The following is a 16,412-nucleotide window of genomic DNA, read 5'->3' as shown; positions in this document are numbered from 1 at the left end:
CTCAACTCGCAATCGCTTGCATTATGGCTGGTACGGAAAGTTCTTCAGTGGGTATCTCTGCTACTGGTTTTCTGTCTCGTAACACGATGACGCGGTCGGCGTAACCAACCAGTTCTTCGAGTTCGGAAGAGATAACCAACAGAGCGAGCCCGTTAGCACAAAGACTTTCAATCAGACGAATGATCTCGGCATGTGCGCCGACGTCGATACCTCGTGTGGGTTCATCGAGAATCAGGAACTTCGGTTTAGTAAGCAACCATCGAGCAAGTAGAACCTTTTGCTGATTACCGCCAGAGAGGAACTCTACAGGTTGGTCAAGGCTCGGAGTTTTGATGGCTAACTGGTCGATATAGCGTTGTGCCACCGCTTCCTGCTCTTTACGAGAGATGGGTTTAAACCAGCCGCGTTGTGCTTGTAAAGCCAGAATAATATTTTCACGAACAGAAGCCGCGCCAATGATGCCGTCGGTTTTGCGATCTTCAGGGCAGTATCCAAAGCCCAGATGGGAGGCTTGACGAGCTGATCGAACCTGAATAGGGCGCCCCTTCAGAGAACAGGTGCCGGAATCGCTTGGATCAATACCAAAAATCACTTTCGCAGTTTCGGTACGGCCGGAACCTAATAACCCAGCCAAACCTACAATTTCTCCGGCATGAACTTCGAGATTGAAGGGGTGGATGGTGCCTTTTTTGCCATAGTTAGTGAAGGACACCATCGGCTCATTGTGTTTACGCGTTTTACCCGCACGTTTCAGAGCCGTATCTTCCAGCTCGCGGCCGAGCATCATTTTAACCAGCTCAATTTGTGGTAGTTCACGGGTTTCTTTGGTGCCAACCAACTGACCGTTGCGTAATACGGTAATGCGATCACTGACTTCATAAACTTGATCAAGAAAGTGAGTGATGAAAATTAGGCTCACGCCTTTCTCTTTGAGCCCTAGCATTATGTTAAATAACATTTTCACTTCGTTGCTATCAAGGCTGGCTGTCGGCTCATCAAGAATCAGTATTTTGGCCGACAGTGAAATCGCTCTGGCAATCGCAATCACTTGCTGAATTGCAACGGAGAACTGGTTGAGAGGCTGAGTCACATCAATATCTAAGCCATAGCTAGTGACGATTCTACGTGCTTTTTCAGCCATGGTTTTACGGTCAACAAAGCCCCATTTTTTAGGTTCATTGCCGATGAAAAGGTTGTCCATCACGGACATGTTCGGTAGCAGGTTGACTTCCTGATAAACCGTGCCGATTCCGAGATGTTGTGCATGAGCGGTATTCTGTGGAGAGATGGATTGACCATCGAGAGTAATTTCGCCGCCATCACGTTGATACACACCCGTTAAGGTTTTCACTAACGTTGATTTACCTGCGCCATTTTCCCCCAATAACGCCATAATTTCGCCTTTTCTCAGACTGAAATCGACATTTTCTAGCGCTTTAACGCCAGGGAAATATTTGCAGATCCCTTTGGCGTCTAATATGACATCTTGCTGATTGTTTAACGGCATAATAACTCCAACAATCTATACTCTTCCCACTTGAAGCTGCAGCGGCGTTGGCTACGTTCGTTCACCCCAATCACATAACTTATCTATGCTCATGGGGATTCACTTACTTGCCGCCTACCTGCAACTCCAAGTGGTTTGAGTATAAAGCATGCCTCCCTAATGGGAGGGTGATAATAAAATTAATAACCTAAGTCTTTTTTCATTTCTAACTGAGCTTTTGCATCAGCTGGTAAATATAAATTGGACTCGGTAACAATTTTCTTCGGTGGAATTGTGCCTTTATCTTTATAAGCCATTAGTGCATCAAGAGCAGGGCCAGCCATATTTGGAGTAAGTTCAACGGTCGCATTCGCTTCACCGTTCATCATCGCTTTAAATATATCTGGAACTGCATCAATAGAGACAATTAAAATATCGCTGCCCGGTTTTAAACCTGCTTCTTTAATTGCTTGAATCGCACCGATTGCCATATCATCGTTATGGGCGAATACCGCACAAATATTTTTGCCGTTATTCTCTGCTTTAATAAAGCTTTCCATAACTTCTTTACCTTTACTACGGGTAAATTCGCCTGACTGAGTACGCACAATCTTAATATTGTCGACTGTGTCTACAGTGTCGCTGAAGCCTTTTTTACGGTCGATAGCCACACTTGCACCCACGGTGCCTTGCAGTTCAACCACGTTACATGGTTTGCCAGCTACTTTGTCGATTAGCCATTTACCCGCTACAGCGCCTTCCAGCACGTTATCGGCGGTGACTGCAGTCATATAAAGCGAGTCATCTTCTACTGTGATACCACGGTCTAGCAGGAACACGGGAATGCCGTAATCTTTTGCTTCTTCAAGCACTGGTCCCCAACCGGTTTGTACTACAGGTGCGATAAAGATGGCGTCTACACCTTGTGCGATGAAAGAGCGTACCGCTTTGATTTGGTTCTCTTGCTTTTGTTGTGCATCAGAAATTTTCAGTGTCACACCGCGTTTTTCAGCTTCAACTTTGGATACTGCTGTTTCAGCTGCTCGCCAGCCTGATTCAGATCCAATTTGTGAAAAACCAACGGTTAATGAGGCAGCCATTAGTGAACCAGACATTAGGATGGTACTGACAGCAGTTGCTAAAGTGAGTTTTTTTAACATGATTAAATCCCTATCTTGTTTAACTCTCTCTCCGTTCAAGAAACGACAGCGTTTTTATGAATGTACTTACTCCGCAACATAGATGTCATTACATCGGTTCTACGCTAAGGATACCTGTTCACTTTTGCTTAACTGACATTTCAAAGACCTTGAGAAATTCTTGTTTCACGTATTGCTCATTATTAAAAATTATTAAAATAGCTATGAGCAATGAAATATTAAGACGCATAAATTATCGGTGGTTAGATTTTAATCACATAAAAAATTTGGTAGCAAAATAGTCCATTTTATTAGCAACTTATTCCCAAAAAACTAATACCTAAGTGCAATCAAAATATTGCATTTTATTGAGTAGCGATTACGAACTTTATTTTCTTGAATAAAAAAAGCCCTCTTATAACAGAGGGCAACATGAGAAAGGTATATAAATGGAGGTTTTATTTATCCTTTCTATTTGATATTGCAGTCGTAATGGCTTTCTTTGTTTGCCCAATCACAGAGATTGCTATGATTAATCGACTCAGACAGATACTTATCTGCAATGCCAAATAGTTTGGTAAATATTTTTACTGAGATTTCTGTTTGTAACGGTCGAAAATAACCGCAGCAAGCAGAATTGCACCGCGAACAACATATTGAGCAAATGGAGACATGTTCAACAAGTTCATCGCGTTTTCTACTGTACCGAGGATTAGGACACCTGCGATAACGTAAGAAACTTTACCAATACCGCCTTTCAGTGAAACCCCACCCAAAACACACGCTGAGATAACCACTAGCTCGAAACCAACAGAAGTCATTGGCTGACCTGAAGTCATACGTGCTGCGAGGATGACGCCCGCCAGTGCAGAGATAAAACCAGAGATGGTGAAAATCATCATCTTGGTTTTGACTACATTCACACCCGCCAGACGTGCCGCTTCTTCATTACCGCCAATCGCCAGTGTGTTGCGGCCATATACGGTGCGGTTGAGAAGGAAAGCAAACACACCGAAAGTGATCAGCGTTAACCATATTGGAGTCGGGATACCCAGAATAGAAGAGTTGCCAAGGGTGAAGAAGCTCTCTTCTGTGATACCTACGGCTTTACCGTCAGAGATGATATAGCCTAGACCACGGGCAATTTGCATCGTTGCCAGTGTCGTGATCAGTGCGTTGATTTGCAGTTTGGCGATAACGAAGCCGTTTAGCAGACCAAATACCACACCAGAAAGCAAGCCAGCACCGATGCCGAGAACCACGCTACTTGTAGCGTTGATAGCCACTGCGGTTACAACGCCAGAACAGGCAATAATAGAGGCAACGGAAAGGTCCAAGTCGCCACAAGCCAGACAGAACAACATGGCGCACGCCACCATACCGCTCATTGAAATCGCCAAGCCTAGGCCTTTCATATTGATGAAGGTTGCGAAGTAAGGAACAAACAGTGCGCAAAGCAGAAACAGACCTGCAAACACCATCAGCATTCCAAATTTGTCCCAGATTTTAGAGAAGTGAAATCCGCCGGATTTCTCCTCTGATGCCATCGCTTTAGTAGGGCTAGATAAAGACATAATGATATTCCTCAGGTTTAAGCTGCTGCTGACTCTTTGTCGAGCATCGCAAGACGAAGAGCAGTTTGTTCGTTAAATTCATCTCGTTGAAGTTCGCCCGTTACTGCGCCATCTTTCATGACAAGTATGCGGTCAGAGATCCCCAACACTTCAGGTAAATCGCTGGAAACGACCAATACGGTGACTCCGTTTTCCGCCAGCTTAAAAATCAATTCGTAAATTTCAGATTTTGCACCCACATCGATACCGCGTGTCGGTTCATCCAGTAAGATCACGCTCATCGCGGTAGACAACCAACGACCAAGAATCACTTTTTGTTGGTTACCGCCAGACAGTTTGCCGATAGGCTGTTCAAGTGATGCTGCCTTAACATTCAATGCTTTTTTTTGCTTGGTTGCGTTCTCTTTTTCCCAACCGAAATCGATCAGGCTGTTAAATTTAAGGTGCCATGGACGTGCACTGATGTTGGTGTTTTCTTGCACCGACATGATTGGCACAATGCCATGTGCTTTGCGGTCTTCAGAGCAAAGAGTTATGCCTGCCCGAATCGCGTCTTGTGGCGATTTAATGCCAATTTTCACATCGTGAAGGTAAAGGTCGCCCGCCGTTTTACGTTCCGCACCAAACACCAAGCGGGTCAGTTCGGTACGTCCCGCGCCGACAAGACCAAACAAGCCAAGAATTTCACCTTGTTTGATATCCAATGAAACCGGAGCAGAAAGCCCAGGGCCTTGAATGTTTTCTAGGCGTAAGCCACTTTTGCCCAGTTCTCTAGAGCGGTAGTTGTAGATGTCGTTAATTTCGCGGCCAACCATCAGTTCTACGAGACGATCGTGAGTCAGTTCCGACATGTCTTCAAATGAACGAACGTGTTGACCATCTTTGAAGATGGTAATGGCATCACAGAGATCGAAAATCTCTTCCATACGGTGAGAGACATACATGATGACTTTGCCAGCATCTCTTAACTCACGGATAACCTTGAACAGGTTTTGGATCTCACGCTGAGACAAGCTACTGGTCGGTTCATCGAACGCGATAATTTGCGCGTTGCGGCTAAGGGCTTTGGCGATTTCCACCATTTGCCATTGGCCGATAGATAATTCTTTTAGTTGGCATGCAGGGTCGAAAGTTTCACCGAGACGCTCTAACTGCACACGTGCATTTTTGTTTAGCGTTTCGGTATCCACTCGGCCACCTTTGGTTGGAAGCTGCCCAAGATAAATATTTTCAGCAACGGTTAGCTCAGGAACTAAGTTCAGTTCTTGGTAGATAATAGCGATACCGTGCTCAAGTGCATCGTTGGTTGAGGTAAGGTTGATTTCTTTACCGTCAATCGCGATATGACCTTCTGTTGGCTGGTGGAACCCACTCAAGGTTTTAAGTAGAGTTGATTTTCCTGCACCGTTTTCTCCCATTAAAGCGTGAACACTGCCTGCGCTTGCGCGGAAACTGACGTTGTTCAGTGCTTTTACACCTGGGAAGTGCTTCGAAATATTACAAAACTCTATGTAAGAAGGGGACTTCGCCATGACATTCTCTCCGTTAAATCAAGAGGGTGACGGCCAAAGTAGCCGTCACCGAAATTGAGCTTATAGCCCTTTTTTCGCTAGTTCGTCTTTGAAGTTGTCACGAGTGATAAGAACTACGTCAGTAACTTCAACGAATTTACTTGGTTCAACGCCGTCTTTTACCCATTTGTAAAGTGATTCAATACTCTTGTAGCCGTGTACGTCTGGGCTTGGAAGTAGAGAGCCGTAGAAGCCAGTAGCATTTGCTTTAGCCAGTTCGTTCACCGCATCTACACCGTTGATACCAATACCGATAATGTTGTCAGCACCGAAGCCTTGACCTTCAGTCGCACGGATGCCACCAAGAACAGTGTTATCGTTCATACCAACCACAAGCCATTGTTTAACATTTGGGTATTGAACAAGTAGAGAGTTTGCAGCGTCGAGCGCTCCTGGGATGTCGTTAGTTTTTGTTGGTACGCGATAGATTTGACCTTCTGGGAAACCCGCTTGTTTTAGAGCAGAGATAGAACCATCAACACGACGACGTGCAGTGTCTAGCTCATCAGCAGTGATTGCCATTACACCTGTTGTAGAAACGTCCCAGTTGCGTTTTGTCATTTCTTTATAAAGTTCAGAACCTTGGCGCTCACCGATAGCGGTTGCTGCCATCATAACCAAAGGTACGTCAACCATAGGCTCGCCTTTAGCGTTTAGGAATTGGTCATCAACGGTCACGACTTTAAGATCATAGCTTTTTGCTTTCGCCATGATTGCTGGACCTAATTTAGGGTCAGGAGTACAGATAACGAAACCCTTCGCGCCTTGAGCGGCAAGAGTATCGATAGCGTTCAATGTTTTTTCACCATCTGGCACAGCCATTTTTACCACTTCAAAACCTAAGTCTTTGCCGGCTTTCTCTGCAAATGACCATTCCGTTTGGAACCATGGTTCTTCTGGCTGTTTAACTAGGTAGCCTAGTCGCATGTCGTCGCTTGAACCAAAGAATGCATTGGCAGAAGCGCTAAGTAGAGTCAGCCCTGATAAGGCTGTTGCTGTTATTAAGGTTTTTAGTTTCATTGTTATTCCATCCGCTGGGTAGGGGGTTTGTTTCACCGACATCTTTGAAGATTTAATTTGAAGTTGAAGTGATGGAAATCACACCAAAAAAATGTAGCAATTTTGTCCATTCATTTAGCGGAGGTGAACATGATGGTGATCTCAAATGTTACGTTTTAGTGCATTTCTGATTACTTTTGGGGCAAGTGTAATCATTTACACCCGCGATTTGGCCTTATTTATAAAGGGTTAGAACGTTTTTTAAACAGCTGCACAGAAATGTGTATTTGGCGAATTTGTCCATACATCTAGCAGGCAATGTCATGGCTGAATCATCCATGCAGGGGTATAACAAACAAAAATATCACCCTACATGGAGTTGTTATGAAGCATTTAGCGACACAACCTGCACACGTGATTGGTCTGGACTTTGGTTCGGATTCGGTGCGTGCATTATTGGTCAACGCTGTTAGTGGTGAGGAGGTGGCATCTGGTGTCACTTACTACCCACGTTGGATGGAAGGCCAGTATAACGAGCCTGAGCAATCTCAGTTTCGTCACCACCCGAAAGACTACATAGAAGCGATGACTCAAGCGATACGTGAAGCGCTTGAACAAGTTCCTGCGGACATTGCTCAGTCTGTAGTGGGTATCGGTGTCGATACAACTGGCTCTACGCCAGCCCCCGTTGATGCGCAAGGTAATGTCTTAGCGTTGTTACCTGAATTTGCAGAAAACCCGAACGCGATGTTCATTTTGTGGAAAGACCATACTTCAGTATCCAAAGCGGATTTGATTAATGAACTGGCTCACGGTGGCGAGTTCATCGACTACACCAAATACATTGGTGGTATTTACTCATCAGAATGGTTCTGGGCAAAAGCGGCTTGGGTCAGTGAACAAGACGAACAAGTAGCGAAAGCCGCTCATAGTTGGGTGGAACTGTGTGACTGGATCCCAGCGCTGCTGTCTGGCAACGAACACCCAAGCAAGTTCCGCCACGGTATCTGTGCTGCTGGTCATAAAGCGATGTGGCATGACAGCTGGGGTGGCCTACCGGATCAAAAATTCCTCTCTGCAATTTCGCCAACTCTTGATGGTATTCGTGAGCGTATGTTTGATGAGGTTTATACCTCTGAAGATGTCGCAGGTTACTTAACACAAGAGTGGGCTGAAAAACTGGGCTTGCCTGCTGGTTTAGCCATTGCGGTCGGCGAGTTCGACTGTCATATGGGGGCTGTCGGTGCAGGTGCTGGTAAACATGACTTGGTAAAAGTGATTGGTACCTCTACTTGCGACATTTTAATGGTTGATGCAGACCAAGTTGGCGACCGCACCATTCACGGTATTTGTGGTCAGGTCAAAGGCAGTGCCTTGCCAAGTTTGATGGCACTGGAAGCTGGTCAGTCGGCATTCGGCGATGTTTACGCTTGGTATAAGCGCGTGCTGATGTGGCCACTTCAAGCATTAGCGAAAACCAATCCAGAAGCGGCCAAAGTGATGGAGCAATTGGATAAAGCGATTATTCCAATGCTTGCGGATTCTGCGCAGCAATATGGATTCAACGACAACTCGCCACTGGCAATGGACTGGCACAACGGTCGTCGTACTCCTTACGCCAACCAACGCCTCAAAGGCGCAGTTACCGATTTGAACTTGGGTTCAACCGCACCAGCGATGTTTGCTGCTCTGGTTGAATCAACCGCTCACGGCGCGAAAGCGATTGTTGATTGCTTTGTTGACCAAGGCATGGACGTAGAGCGCGTTATCGCTATCGGCGGTATTTCGCAAAAGTCGCCTTACGTGATGCAGATGTGTGCAGACGTTATCGGCCGTGATATTGCGGTAGCGAGCTCTGAGCAATGTTGTGCCTTGGGTGCTGCTATTTTCGCCGCGGTTGCCGCAGGTATTTACGACGATGCTCAGCAAGCACAGAAAGCGATGGCTAGCCCAATCAGCCAAGTTTACAAGCCGAATGCGGCAGCAAAAGTGCTACGTGAACAACGTTACTCTGCTTACCGTGAACTGGGTCAACACCTAGAGCAAATCTCTGAAGCAAAACATGCTCAGGAGCGTAATCATGGGTGATTTGTTGAACCAACAAGAGCGCCTGAAAAAGCTTCGCCATGATGTGTGGCAAGCTAACTTGGATCTCGAACGTCACAAGCTGGTGACGTTCACTTGGGGCAATGTGTCGGCTATCGACCGAGAATCTGGTTTGGTTGTCATTAAACCAAGCGGTGTGGCTTACGAAGATTTAAGCGCCGAAAACATGGTGGTGGTCGATCTGCAAGGCAATGTGGTGGAAGGCGGGCTGAATCCGTCTTCTGACACCGCAACGCACCTCGTTCTCTATCGTACCTACGCCAAAATCGGCGGTGTGGTTCATACCCATTCACCACAAGCAACCGCTTGGGCGCAAGCGGGTAAAGCGATTCCTGCTTTAGGCACCACTCATGCGGATTACTTCTACGGCAGCATTCCATGTACTCGTGCGCTAACCAATCAAGAGATCGCTTCCGATTATGAACTGAATACTGGTCTAGTGATCGCAGAAACCATCGGCGACAACGACCCAATTGCAGTTCCGGGAATTCTCGTCAAAGAACACGCGCCGTTCTGCTGGGGCAAAGATGCTCATCAAGCGGTGCACAACGCAGTAGTGACAGAGGTTGTTGCCGGTATGGCCATGCAAACTCTGCAGATCAATCCTGCGGTGGAATATATCAATCAAGCATTGCTCGACAAGCATTATCTACGTAAACACGGAGCGAATGCTTATTACGGTCAGTCAGCTAAGAATAAAGGGTAAGTCATGAAAGTATTTAATGAAAAACAAGTTTGGTTTGTCACTGGTTCACAAACGCTATACGGACCAAAAGTGTTAGAAAATGTCGCGCAAGACAGCGCGCAGATCGTTGCTAGTTTCAATCAAAGCAACGCTATCTCAGTACCTATGCTAGATAAAGGTACGGTGAAGTCTCCTGATGAAATCTTAAATGTGTGCCGTGCGGCGAACAACGATCCTGACTGTGTTGGTTTGGTGCTTTGGATGCACACCTTCTCTCCAGCGAAAATGTGGATTGCGGGTCTATCTCAACTGAACAAACCATTCCTTCATCTGCATACTCAGTTCAATGCCGCACTTCCTTGGGACGACATTGACATGAACTACATGAACACTCACCAAAGTGCTCATGGTTGTCGTGAGTTTGGCTTTATCGGTACTCGTATGGGGATTGACCGTAAAGTGGTGGTTGGTCACTGGCAGAATCCAAATGTTCACGCGGAAATTGATGACTGGTGCCGCGCTGCTATCGGTATTAACGCTGGTCAGAATCTTAAAGTGGCGCGTTTTGGTGACAACATGCGCCAAGTTGCGGTCACCGAAGGCAACAAAGTTTCTGCTCAAATCCAGTTCGGCTACGAAGTGAACGCTTACGGCTTGGGTGAACTGACTGAAGCGGTTCAATCAGTTTCGGATGCGGATGTCTCTCGTCTGCTTGATGAATACGCATCAACCTATGAAATGAAACCTGAGCTGCTGACAGATGCCGCTCTGCTAAAACTGATGCAGCACGAAGCACGCCTAGAAATGGGTATGGAACGTTTCTTAACTGACGTAGGTGCCAGCGCATTTACTAACACCTTCGAAAACCTAACCGGTTTGGGTTCTCTGCCAGGCCTTGCAACACAACGTCTAATGGCGAAAGGCTTTGGTTACGGCGGTGAAGGTGACTGGAAGACTTCTGCAATGGTTCACATCATGAAGCAGATGGGTAAAGGTCGCCAAGGTGGTACTTCATTTATGGAAGACTACACCTATAACTTCGGTGCCACTGACCAAGCATTAGGCGCGCACATGCTAGAAGTGTGTCCGTCAATTGCGGCAGCCAAACCTCGTCTCGAAATCCACCGTCATACCATTGGATTGAAGTGTGATGTTCCTCGTTTGCTGTTCAGCGGTAAAGAAGGCAATGCGCTAAACGTGTCTGTGATTGATCTTGGGAATCGCTTCCGCATGGTAGTGAACACGTTGAAAACCGTTGCTCCACCGCAAAGCATGCCTCATCTTCCAGTTGCACACGCGTTATGGGAACCAATGCCAAACCTACAAGTGGCTGCGGCGACTTGGATTCACGCGGGTGGCGCGCACCACAGTGCGTACAGCCAACAGGTGAGTGTGGATATGTTGGCGGATTATGCGGACATTCTGGGAATGGAAATGGTTGTGATCGACGAAAGCACTGAGACTCGTAAGTTTAAGCAAGAGCTGAAAACGAACAGCTTGTACTACCGTCTAGCTTCAGGTGTTTAATCGATAGATTCTCCCTCACAGTGATACGGCTGTGAGGGAGAGGTTGTAGAGGTATTTATGGCGGTTGACGAATCTAAAACAGAGCCGGGCTTCGATGTTCACAGTCCGCTTGATATTAACTACCACCAGTGGACACTGCGAGTCGCATGCCAGAATCCGGAGAAGTTTGAACTTCTGTATGCGGATAAGGTGTTGTATCAAGGTAAGCTGGAACTGATTAACAATGGTGAGCCGTTGGATGTTTCTGAGGCTCAGTGGAAGTTTCGTCATCGCCATGATCGAATAGAACAGTGGTGTCAGCTGCACCATGTCGACAAGCTATCCGTCAACATGAACTACTACTTTCACGATAAAGCAGTGGTGATTGAGTATTTGGCGCGCAATAGTATTCCAACACGTTTAGACATTAGACATGAGATAGTGCCGCTGGATAGCGTGGAGAATGATCAACCGCCACAATCAGAACAACCGGATTGGCAGCGCTGTCGTCATGGTCTTCCTAGTGAATCTATTCGTCACTCCATTAAACCTGATCTATTTCGCGAAGCTTTTTCAGCGACTCAGTGGATCGTATTAGATAAAATGTGATGTCGAAAATCGCAATACTTCCGGGCTCAACATACACTAGAAAAAATTCTAATGATTGTTGGTCTATGCAAAACACAGATCCACTCAAGCCGGGGTATGACTTTGATGCGCATTTAGTCGCAGGTCTCACACCCATTATCGAAGGTGACGAGCTCGACTACACCATTGATCGTCCAAACGGCATGAAAGGGTACATCATCAATATCACCAGCAAAGGTGAAGGCACCATTTTTTCCGGTGAACATGAATTTCATGTTAAAGCGGGAGACTTACTCCTGTTTCCTCCTAGCGCCGCCCATTATTACCGTCGCAAAGAAGACAACGCTTCATGGTTTCACCGTTGGGTGTATTTCCGGCCGCGTGCATTTTGGAATGACTGGTTAAACTGGCAGGAAGAGCGTAATGGTGTTTATGTCACCAGCGGCTTGTCTGCGCAGGATATCGAACACATTGAAAGCTTGTTTGTTGATATCGAATATACGGCTAAATCGGACCTTCCCTATCGGGATGATTTAGCAATCAACTTACTTGAGCAGTTACTGATCCGTTGTAAATCAGTACAACCGGATGTGGTCTGCAAACCGCTTGATCCGCGAATCATTCAAGCGATTAACTACATGACGCAAAACCTCAATCAGGATTTCACTCTTGAGGAAATTGCTGCGCATACCTGCTTGTCGCCATCTCGCTTAGGACACTTGTTCCGCGACGAAATGAAGATGACCATTACCCAATGGCGCGATGACCAACGTATTAGCCGAGCGAAGCAATTGTTAGTGACTACTCACTATTCAGTTAACCATATTGGTCGAATAGTCGGCTATTCCGATCCCCTTTATTTCTCTCGCGTGTTCAAGCGCAAAGCGGGTGTTAGCCCGAAACTATATCGAGAGAAAATCACCTGATAAATTATCTAAAACAAAGCCGGAGACCTTCTCTGGCTTTGTTTTTACTGGCTAAATAACAATGATCAGAGCAAGTATCTTGAGCTAGATTCCAGCTTTAGCTGCAAAGCGCATGGCATTTTCAACAATGATTATTTCTAAACTATAGTTGATTTGTTGGTTGGCAAAAGGAGTAGCCAGAATGAATCAAGAAGCCTTGCTCTCTCGTTTTAATGAATTACCTCGTATTGAAAGTATTCAACAAGAGCTACTGAACATGGTGAACAGTGAGAACCTCAACTTCAGTGAGCTTTCGCGTAAGATGTCGATGGACCAAGTGCTTAGTGCCCGAGTTTTGCGGATGGCAAATTCAGCCCAGTTTGGTGGCGCGCATGGTGTTTCAACGATTAACGAAGCGATTATTCGTGTCGGCAGCGGTGCGGTGCGAACGCTGATCTCTTCTTCGGTTGTGTCTGGTGTTTTCCCTAAACTCGCCACCCTCAATATCAAAGACTATTGGGCCAATACTTTTGAAATTGCCATGATAGCCAGCAAGCTGGCGCGAGCCGCACGCTTAGACCCGAATGAAGCCTTTACGACCGGAGTGCTACACAATATCGGTGAACTTATGATTCATGCATTAGAGCCAGATATTGCGTCACAAATAAAATACCGCGTTGATCATGGTGAGGAGTTGATTGCGGTACAAAAAGAGCTGCTCGATACCGATGCTCAGGAGCTTGGGGCAAGGCTAGCTCGCGAGTGGCAGTTTCCTTCAGATATGGCGGATGCGATAGAAAATGTGAATCATCCGGGGAAGGCAACGGAAGCTAAACGTCTGGCCTGTGTGCTGTTTTTAGCGCGCGAAATCCATAAAAGATGGGACTCACTGTTTGATGAACGAGAAAAACGAGCCTTCCTCACTCGTCACCCAGCAGCGAAGGCCTTGGCGTTATCATCTGATGTTTATATTGAAATTGACCAAGTTAGGGGGCATGGGGTGGAGCTTGCTCACCAATTGTTTTAAATCCACCGCAAAACCTGTTGCTCTTGGTTCTCCCCCTCTGTTGAGGGGGGAATTTAGAGGGGAGGTGTAAAGTCTTGTAAATAAAACATAGTCACGAAGATGAAACCGAGCTGGGTTGCTTGCGAGAAAACTTCAGTTGTTGCACAACAAGACCAATGATGATCATCACTAAGCCGATTAAGGTTGAAGGGTGAATCTCCTCACCAATAATCGTTGCCAGCAGTATGAGAGAGATAAACGGAGAGGCAAAAATCAGGTTGCTGATGCGTGCGGTGTTGTTGGTGCTTTTCAATGCGCCGAGCCAGAGCACAAAGGTAATGCCCATTTCAAATAGCCCTACGTAGGTTACTGCCGCCCAACCGTTAAAGGTTATCTGGCTCCATGGAGCGCTTTCATAAAGGTTCAAACCGATAGTAAACGGAATGGCCACAAGGAACCCAAGTAGTACACCGACAACGGGTTCTGCCTGGTTTTTGGTGTTGAGAATCCAGTATCCGGCCCAAAGCAATGTGGAAAGCAGCGCTAAACCGACGCCAAGTGGGCTGTCAAATTTCAAACCCAGTACATCGCCTTTGGTGGCAATGACAATAACGCCTAAGTAGCTGAGAATACAGGCGAGCCAATCTTGCTTTCTGATAGTTTGACCCAAGAAAACCGCTGCCATCAACGTTAAGGTGATTGCCCAGCTATAATTAATGGACTGAGCTTGCGAAGCTGGAAGTAAAGCATACGCTTTAAATAAAATTAAATAGTAAGCCAGAGGGTTAACCAGCCCTAGAAGCAAGTAGTACCAAGGGTTAGCAAAAAAGGTGCTGGCGATCAGATTTAGATGACCTCTTAGGGCGCAAATAATGAATAAAGCCAGTGCTGAGACAATACTTGCGATAGTGAGCATTTGAATCGGCGTGAATTCTGCCAGAGTGAGTTTAAAAGCTGTGGCAACGGTGGACCAAAGCAGAACTGCGGACAGTCCTAGCCCTAATGCGCGACGCTCGTTCATTGGTTTTCCCTAACTTTATTTGACGTTATTTGGCTAGTCTAACGGTGGAATAAATGCGCCACAAACTGGACATTTATCCAGTATGGAAATACCATTTTTGTCAACAGACTTAAGTCACGACTAGACGAAGTAAACCTTTATGATGCAATGGATTATCAACAACATACTGCTTTGGGCTCCTGCACTCGCGAGTGCGATAATATCTGGGGGCGTGATTGGGCTTTGGGTTAAGCAAAAAATGCAAGTCAGAACCCAGCTGCTCGATCAGCAAATTATTAATGATGCTCGCTGGTATCAACAGCAAATCGAGCAACTGAAGGTAAGCTTGAACAACAGTTTGGGTGAGCTGGAAGAGCTGGATCAAGAGCGTGATAAAGCAGAGTTCGAGCTAAAACAACTGCACGGCAAACTGATGGCTGCTATGGAAAAACTGCGCTATTTCGATGCCGTGAAGCTTGAACGAGATCAGTACAACGATGAGTTGAACCACTTACGCGAGCTAAAAGCGCAGCTTGATGTCCAATTGCGTGAGCAAGAAGCGCGTCATCAACAGCAGCTTGAATCGAACTCAGAGAAATTACGTTTACTGGAAACCGCCGAAGAACGTTTGAAACAGCAATTTGAACACCTTGCTAACCAAGTGTTTGAAGATAAAGCGGCAAAAGTGGATCAACAGAACAAACAGAGCCTTGATGGTTTGTTGAGTCCGCTAAAAGAGCAGTTAGAAGGTTTCCGTAAACAGGTGAATGACAACTTCAACAACGAAGCCAAAGAGCGTCACACCTTGGTGCACGAGCTGCGTAATTTGCAAAACCTCAATGAACAGATGGCAAAAGAGGCGTTGAACCTTACTCAGGCACTAAAAGGCGACAACAAGCAGCAGGGTAACTGGGGAGAGGTCGTACTGGCTCGCGTGCTGGCAGAATCAGGCTTGCGTGAAGGCCATGAGTACGAAACACAGGTTAGTTTGCAAAATGATATGGGCAAGCGTTATCAGCCGGATGTGATTGTTCATCTGCCACAAGATAAACAAGTGGTGGTGGATTCGAAAATGGCGCTGGTGGCTTATGAGCGCTATTTCCATGCAGAAACCGATGAAGAGCGTGATGCTGCTCTGCGCGATCACTTGCTTGCACTACGTAATCACATCAAAGGCTTAAGCCAGAAAGACTACCATCAGCTTCGCGGCATTGAGAGCCTCGATTATGTGCTGATGTTTATTCCGGTGGAACCTGCATTCCAAGTCGCGATTCAGGCTGAACCAAGCTTGGTGAAAGATGCGATGGAGCAAAATATTATCCTTGTCAGTCCAACCACATTGCTGGTGGCGCTGCGCACCATTGACAACCTATGGCGTAATGATCGCCAGAACCAAAATGCTCGTCTCATTGCCGAGCGTGCCAGCAAGCTTTACGACAAGCTACGCCTGTTCGTTGATGATATGGAAGGATTGGGTTCTGCGTTAGACAGAGCCAACCAAAATTATCAGGGTGCGATGAACAAGCTTGTCACTGGTCGCGGAAATGCTATCAGTCAGGCAGAAAGCTTTAAGCAGCTTGGGGTTGAAGTGAAACGTTCTATCCATTCTCAGTGGGCGGAAAAGGCACAAATTGGCGAAGATTTTGAAAATGCCCCTTTAGTAGAAAGACATCAAGGAGAGGATAAAGTAAACTGATTGCCCGCGGCAGTTTAGTCACTTTTTTGAACGCTTTTTTCAAAAGGAAAGTACTCAAACAAAGAGTGCGCTGCATAGCAACCAAATTGAAAAGAAACGAATGATGGCGGGCGCAATATACTCAAACTACTTGGAGTTGCAGGTAGGCGGC

13 protein-coding genes are annotated in these 16,412 nt (G+C 46.3%); 7 read left to right on the top strand and 6 right to left on the bottom strand.

Translation table 11 applies throughout. The features are described from left to right. Window position 1: 1 nt before the first annotated feature. The 5 genes from ytfR to AAGA51_RS14975 form a co-directional block, all read right to left on the bottom strand. Window positions 2-1,507 (bottom strand): galactofuranose ABC transporter, ATP-binding protein YtfR, encoded by a 1,506-nt coding sequence (ytfR, locus tag AAGA51_RS14995; RefSeq protein ID WP_042487876.1) that lies wholly within the window; start codon window positions 1,505-1,507, stop codon window positions 2-4. 179 nt (window positions 1,508-1,686) lie between these two features. Then, on the bottom strand, window positions 1,687-2,646 hold the full coding sequence (gene ytfQ, locus AAGA51_RS14990) for a galactofuranose ABC transporter, galactofuranose-binding protein YtfQ (protein ID WP_042487879.1): 960 nt from the start codon (window positions 2,644-2,646) through the stop codon (window positions 1,687-1,689). Window positions 2,647-3,212: 566 nt separating this feature from the next. Further along, on the bottom strand, window positions 3,213-4,199 hold the full coding sequence (araH, locus tag AAGA51_RS14985) for an L-arabinose ABC transporter permease AraH (RefSeq protein WP_042487882.1): 987 nt from the start codon (window positions 4,197-4,199) through the stop codon (window positions 3,213-3,215). A 17-nt stretch (window positions 4,200-4,216) separates the two neighbouring features. Beyond that, window positions 4,217-5,731, bottom strand: a complete 1,515-nt coding sequence (gene araG, locus AAGA51_RS14980; protein ID WP_042487887.1) for an L-arabinose ABC transporter ATP-binding protein AraG — start codon at window positions 5,729-5,731, stop codon at window positions 4,217-4,219. Between the two features lie 60 nt (window positions 5,732-5,791). Continuing rightward, window positions 5,792-6,790: an arabinose ABC transporter substrate-binding protein gene (locus AAGA51_RS14975; RefSeq protein WP_042487890.1), complete on the bottom strand. Its 999-nt coding sequence runs from the start codon at window positions 6,788-6,790 to the stop codon at window positions 5,792-5,794. Window positions 6,791-7,153: 363 nt separating this feature from the next. Here AAGA51_RS14975 and AAGA51_RS14970 point away from each other — a divergent pair, with 363 nt between their 5' ends. The 6 genes from AAGA51_RS14970 (at window position 7,154) to AAGA51_RS14945 (ending at window position 13,586) form a co-directional block, all read left to right on the top strand. After that, window positions 7,154-8,857, top strand: coding sequence for a ribulokinase (locus tag AAGA51_RS14970; protein WP_042487893.1), 1,704 nt, complete (start codon window positions 7,154-7,156; stop codon window positions 8,855-8,857). Further along, a complete protein-coding gene (locus tag AAGA51_RS14965; RefSeq protein ID WP_167828613.1) occupies window positions 8,850-9,581 on the top strand; it encodes an L-ribulose-5-phosphate 4-epimerase in 732 nt (243 codons plus the stop codon). Before AAGA51_RS14970 ends, AAGA51_RS14965 begins: the two co-directional genes overlap by 8 nt. A gap of 3 nt (window positions 9,582-9,584) precedes the next feature. Beyond that, window positions 9,585-11,087: an L-arabinose isomerase gene (gene araA / locus AAGA51_RS14960; protein ID WP_042487899.1), complete on the top strand. Its 1,503-nt coding sequence runs from the start codon at window positions 9,585-9,587 to the stop codon at window positions 11,085-11,087. 57 nt (window positions 11,088-11,144) lie between these two features. Then, the gene (locus AAGA51_RS14955; protein ID WP_042487902.1) at window positions 11,145-11,675 is read left to right on the top strand and encodes a hypothetical protein; all 531 of its coding nucleotides are present in this window, start codon (window positions 11,145-11,147) and stop codon (window positions 11,673-11,675) included. Window positions 11,676-11,740: 65 nt separating this feature from the next. Beyond that, window positions 11,741-12,580 (top strand): arabinose operon transcriptional regulator AraC, encoded by an 840-nt coding sequence (gene araC / locus AAGA51_RS14950; protein WP_042487905.1) that lies wholly within the window; start codon window positions 11,741-11,743, stop codon window positions 12,578-12,580. Between the two features lie 181 nt (window positions 12,581-12,761). Then, entirely contained in the window at window positions 12,762-13,586 is an 825-nt protein-coding gene (locus tag AAGA51_RS14945) for an HDOD domain-containing protein (protein ID WP_042487908.1), read from the top strand. 91 nt (window positions 13,587-13,677) lie between these two features. Here AAGA51_RS14945 and AAGA51_RS14940 read toward each other — a convergent pair whose 3' ends face one another. After that, entirely contained in the window at window positions 13,678-14,586 is a 909-nt protein-coding gene (locus tag AAGA51_RS14940) for a DMT family transporter (RefSeq protein ID WP_042487911.1), read from the bottom strand. A gap of 142 nt (window positions 14,587-14,728) precedes the next feature. On the opposite strand from AAGA51_RS14940, the gene rmuC reads away from it, so the two are divergent. After that, complete coding sequence (rmuC, locus tag AAGA51_RS14935; protein WP_042488184.1) at window positions 14,729-16,261, top strand: DNA recombination protein RmuC; 1,533 nt, start codon at window positions 14,729-14,731, stop codon at window positions 16,259-16,261. Window positions 16,262-16,412: the final 151 nt, after the last annotated feature.

Origin of the sequence: Vibrio diazotrophicus, from assembly GCF_038452265.1 — a bacterium.
GTDB classification, from domain to species: domain Bacteria; phylum Pseudomonadota; class Gammaproteobacteria; order Enterobacterales; family Vibrionaceae; genus Vibrio; species Vibrio diazotrophicus.
Note: the sequence above shows the minus strand (reverse complement) of the source record. Positions and strands in the feature narration are given on the sequence as shown.

Excerpts from the sequence above, each read along its gene's own strand:
- ytfR (WP_042487876.1), bottom strand. The coding sequence starts at position 1,507 with ATGCCGTTAAACAATCAGCAAGATGTCATATTAGACGCCAAAGGGATC.
- ytfQ (WP_042487879.1), bottom strand. The coding sequence starts at position 2,646 with ATGTTAAAAAAACTCACTTTAGCAACTGCTGTCAGTACCATCCTAATG.
- araH (WP_042487882.1), bottom strand. The coding sequence starts at position 4,199 with ATGTCTTTATCTAGCCCTACTAAAGCGATGGCATCAGAGGAGAAATCC.
- araG (WP_042487887.1), bottom strand. The coding sequence starts at position 5,731 with ATGGCGAAGTCCCCTTCTTACATAGAGTTTTGTAATATTTCGAAGCAC.
- AAGA51_RS14975 (WP_042487890.1), bottom strand. The coding sequence starts at position 6,790 with ATGAAACTAAAAACCTTAATAACAGCAACAGCCTTATCAGGGCTGACT.
- AAGA51_RS14970 (WP_042487893.1), top strand. The coding sequence starts at position 7,154 with ATGAAGCATTTAGCGACACAACCTGCACACGTGATTGGTCTGGACTTT.
- AAGA51_RS14965 (WP_167828613.1), top strand. The coding sequence starts at position 8,850 with ATGGGTGATTTGTTGAACCAACAAGAGCGCCTGAAAAAGCTTCGCCAT.
- araA (WP_042487899.1), top strand. The coding sequence starts at position 9,585 with ATGAAAGTATTTAATGAAAAACAAGTTTGGTTTGTCACTGGTTCACAA.
- AAGA51_RS14955 (WP_042487902.1), top strand. The coding sequence starts at position 11,145 with ATGGCGGTTGACGAATCTAAAACAGAGCCGGGCTTCGATGTTCACAGT.
- araC (WP_042487905.1), top strand. The coding sequence starts at position 11,741 with ATGCAAAACACAGATCCACTCAAGCCGGGGTATGACTTTGATGCGCAT.
- AAGA51_RS14945 (WP_042487908.1), top strand. The coding sequence starts at position 12,762 with ATGAATCAAGAAGCCTTGCTCTCTCGTTTTAATGAATTACCTCGTATT.
- AAGA51_RS14940 (WP_042487911.1), bottom strand. The coding sequence starts at position 14,586 with ATGAACGAGCGTCGCGCATTAGGGCTAGGACTGTCCGCAGTTCTGCTT.
- rmuC (WP_042488184.1), top strand. The coding sequence starts at position 14,729 with ATGCAATGGATTATCAACAACATACTGCTTTGGGCTCCTGCACTCGCG.